The sequence below is a fragment of the Bradyrhizobium sp. genome, assembly GCF_028868675.1.
Lineage (GTDB): Bacteria > Pseudomonadota > Alphaproteobacteria > Rhizobiales > Xanthobacteraceae > Bradyrhizobium.
In genome coordinates this window covers 1-3,180 of sequence record NZ_JAGWUA010000329.1, presented here as the reverse complement: position 1 = coordinate 3,180, position 3,180 = coordinate 1, and the positions used below count along the sequence as shown (strand labels likewise).

Annotated in this window: 3 protein-coding genes and 1 pseudogene; 1 reads left to right on the top strand and 3 read right to left on the bottom strand. The window is 66.5% G+C overall.

Annotated features, from left to right (window positions below; genetic code table 11):
• Positions 1 to 50: 50 nt before the first annotated feature.
• The 3 genes from KGM94_RS24590 to KGM94_RS24580 form a co-directional block, all read right to left on the bottom strand.
• Positions 51 to 884 carry a phosphatase PAP2 family protein gene (locus tag KGM94_RS24590; protein ID WP_300265142.1) on the bottom strand — a complete coding sequence of 278 codons (834 nt, stop codon included), beginning with the start codon at positions 882 to 884 and terminating at the stop codon, positions 51 to 53.
• A gap of 431 nt (positions 885 to 1,315) precedes the next feature.
• Entirely contained in the window at positions 1,316 to 2,122 is an 807-nt protein-coding gene (locus tag KGM94_RS24585) for an enoyl-CoA hydratase/isomerase family protein (RefSeq protein ID WP_300265139.1), read from the bottom strand.
• A 135-nt stretch (positions 2,123 to 2,257) separates the two neighbouring features.
• Positions 2,258 to 3,031: a hypothetical protein gene (locus KGM94_RS24580; RefSeq protein ID WP_366526272.1), complete on the bottom strand. Its 774-nt coding sequence runs from the start codon at positions 3,029 to 3,031 to the stop codon at positions 2,258 to 2,260.
• A 63-nt stretch (positions 3,032 to 3,094) separates the two neighbouring features.
• Between KGM94_RS24580 and KGM94_RS24575 the strand changes: the two are divergent.
• Positions 3,095 to 3,180: pseudogene (locus KGM94_RS24575) on the top strand (nitrile hydratase subunit alpha); the annotation flags it as partial.

The following is a 3,180-nucleotide window of genomic DNA, read 5'->3' as shown; positions in this document are numbered from 1 at the left end:
GATATGGCGGTCCCCACAAGCGCAGCAAGCGGACACCAGCCTGTCGCCCCTCACGGGATCAGCGCAAGATCTCGCGCCTGCACCGGCTGGGCGACTTGCCAGCTCGCCCGGCTTCCGCCGGATGCGCGCGCGGACAGCCGCTTGGAAGCCAGGATCGCGAACGCGGCCACCACGCCACCCGCCAGCACATCCACGAAGTAGTGCCCCCCGACGAGCGGGGTTGCCGCGATCATCCCCCCATTCACGATCAGGGCCGCCGGACGCAGCCACCAGATGCACCAGAAACCCCAGATGGCGAGAATTCCCGTGGCGGCATGAAAGCTGGGGAACGTGACGATGCCGCCGATTTTCGAGAGATCGAGCGCACGCAGCGTGCCGTCGCGCAGCATGGGCAGGTCCCGGAGCTGATCCACATAGCCGTTGGCCCTGAACACCTCGGTGTCGGCCGGCAGCCCGAACTCGAAATAGGTGCCGAGCGCAGGAACCAGTGCCGAAGCGGGGATCACCACGCACAAGGTCAGCATCGCCGCCATCACGAACTGCTGCAGGCGAACGTACCGTCCCGTCAGACCCAGCACGAGCGGAACGCCGAACGACGGCACCACGATCATGCCGTAGAAGATGACGGCGTAGCGCAGCAGTTCCGGACGGGCGACGGCAAAATGGAAATGCTCGGGCCAGCCGAGGCCGAGCAGCCGGTCGAGCGCGACGAAGCTTGCGTCCCGCAGCGGCAACGCGGCGCCGGCGGCGATATACGACAGCAGCGCCGCAAACATCACGAGAAAGCCGATCTGCGCCAGCGCGAGCAGCGCAAAGGCCGGGCGCTCGCCCCACCCTCGCCCCATGAGCCATAGTCCGGCCATCGTCAGCGCGGGAGCCGTCAAGACTTCCCTGGCCGAGAGGCTTTCGAGCCTCAACGAGAAATCCGTCGCGGCAAGCCCGATACAGAGCGCAGCCGCCCATGCGGCGAGCAAGCCCCAATTGAGAAGTTGCAAGCGGCTCGCAAGGCCCCGTTCGCTGTTGTTGATCAAGTCTCGCTCCCTTGTGGACGCGATACCTGCAACAACCTAAGACGAATTAGCGATGAGCCGCGCAATTTGCACAAACGTCGAACGATTGGAGCGTCTGCCCAAACTATATTTCAATGAATGTCCGGCTCTCGTCACTGGCGCGTTACAGCAGATGGCCGCAGGCGGACATAGGCAACGGCGATCGCCGGGAATCCGGAAGAGGCGTTGGAAACGGCGCTCACGATCCCCGGCCCGTCGTAGATGCAGGACAGCAGCAGCGCCGGCCGGGCCGAAAAAGGTGGACGCTACCGGCCCCGGAAACGCGGCTTGCGGCGCGCCAGAAACGCCTCGACGCCTTCCTTGTGGTCCTCGGTCAGGCTCGCCAGCGCGAACTGGTCGACGTCCATGTGGCTGGCGAGATCGTCGAGCGCATGCGCCAGGCGGTTGACGGTGGCCTTGGTCATGGCGACCGACAGCGGCGGCTGGCTCGCGACCTTCCTGGCGAGGTCCATGGCCGCGTCAAAGGCCCTGCCGGGATCAGCCACCTGCTCCACCAGGCCCCATTCATAGGCCTCGTCCGCGCTGATGCGCTGGTCGGCCAGGATCACCGCCTGCTTGGTGCGCGCCGGCCCGATTAGATGCAGCATGCGCGGGATGCTCTGCCAGCTCATGTTCATGCCGAGCCCGATCTCGGGCACGCGCAGGTGCGCGTCGCTGCCCATGACGCGGAAGTCCAGCGCCACCGCCAGCGCCACGCCGCCGCCGACGCAAAAGCCCTCGATCGCCATGATCGTGATCTGCTCCATCGCGTGCCAGGCCTGGGTGAGGCGCGGTCCGAGCTTCAGGTGCCTCCGCAGCGTGCCGAGGTCCATGTCCTTGCGCGAACGGCCTTCGCTGTCCTTCAGATCGAAGCCGGCGCTGAAACAATCCGCGCCGCCGGTCAGCACCACGACCGATGTCGCCGCATCGTCCTCGAAGCTGCGGGCTGCCGCGGTGAGCTGGCGCAGCGCCTCCGGCGATAGCGCGTTGATGCCGTCGCCGCGATCGAACCGAACCACGGCGATCCGTCCCTCCGGCCCATGGCCTTTCTCGATCTTCACGAAATCCGTCATCGCGCGCCTCCGCATTTTCCCGCAGGTTTGAATTTAGCGCACAAACGACGGCACGACCACGTCACGCGGCTCGGCCTGTGCAAGCACCGAACCATCCCAGCCGCGACCACCGCGAACGGCGGGCGGAGAACGCCTTCACAGATGGCCGGACCGCTCGCGGGCCGGCCTGCCCTGGGGCGGCGGAAACCGGATCGTGGTGCCGAGCGTGATCCAGTTGGCGTTCTCGCCGGTGATGTTGCGGCCGTAGATCAGGTCGACGGAGAAGATCTCGTTCGGGCGGTATCGCACCCCGGTCTGGAGCCGTGGCTGGATCGTGCTCGCGATTTCGGCCCGGCCCGCCTGGCCGAACGCCTCGATGGTCCATTGCAGGGTCTCGGTGAACTTCCAGTCGAACCCGATGCCGTAGGTCAGATAATGGTGATCGACGGCGCGGTCCCAGAGCCAGCCGGCGTTGAGGTTGACGCGCATGGTCTCCGACAGCCGGAAGGTCGCGGGAACCACCGTCGTGATGGCGAGATTCTCGCCGGTCGCCGCGTCGAAGGATGCGCCGGCATAGGCCGACAATCCCCAGCGCCCGACGCCGGTCGGCAGGAAGTTGCTCTTGGCCTTCGGCGAGATCGTGGTGCTCCAGTCGCCGTCGCTGCGCGCGCGATTGGCCTGCAGCGTGAGCTCGACGGGCCGGAAAGGATCGACCACGCAGGACGGATTGGCGACCGCGGCGCGGTCGCCGTTATCGGCTGCCGACAGCCAGCTCTCCACCTTGCAGGAGCCGACTTCGGAGATGTCCGCGGCGTCCACCGCATAGGCGCCGTTGGCGGCCCGCGCCTCGCGCGACGCGAGCCAAACCACGACCGCCACCGCCGCCGCAATCCCGCCGCGCCACCCCCGCCGAGAAAGCCCCCATGTCATGACAGCAATGCTAGCAGAGTCCCTGCTCGACACGGTCCGAATTCTGCGCCTATCCTCGACACCATGACCGATCATCACCACCATCACGATCACGATCATTCGGAGCTGTCCGAGACCGAGCTGCGCGTACGCGCGCTCGAAAGCATCCT

What these genes read in the sequence shown, in the direction of transcription:
- KGM94_RS24585 (WP_300265139.1), bottom strand. Translation starts at nt 2,122, where the DNA reads ATGACGGATTTCGTGAAGATCGAGAAAGGCCATGGGCCGGAGGGACGG.
- KGM94_RS24580 (WP_366526272.1), bottom strand. Translation starts at nt 3,031, where the DNA reads ATGACATGGGGGCTTTCTCGGCGGGGGTGGCGCGGCGGGATTGCGGCG.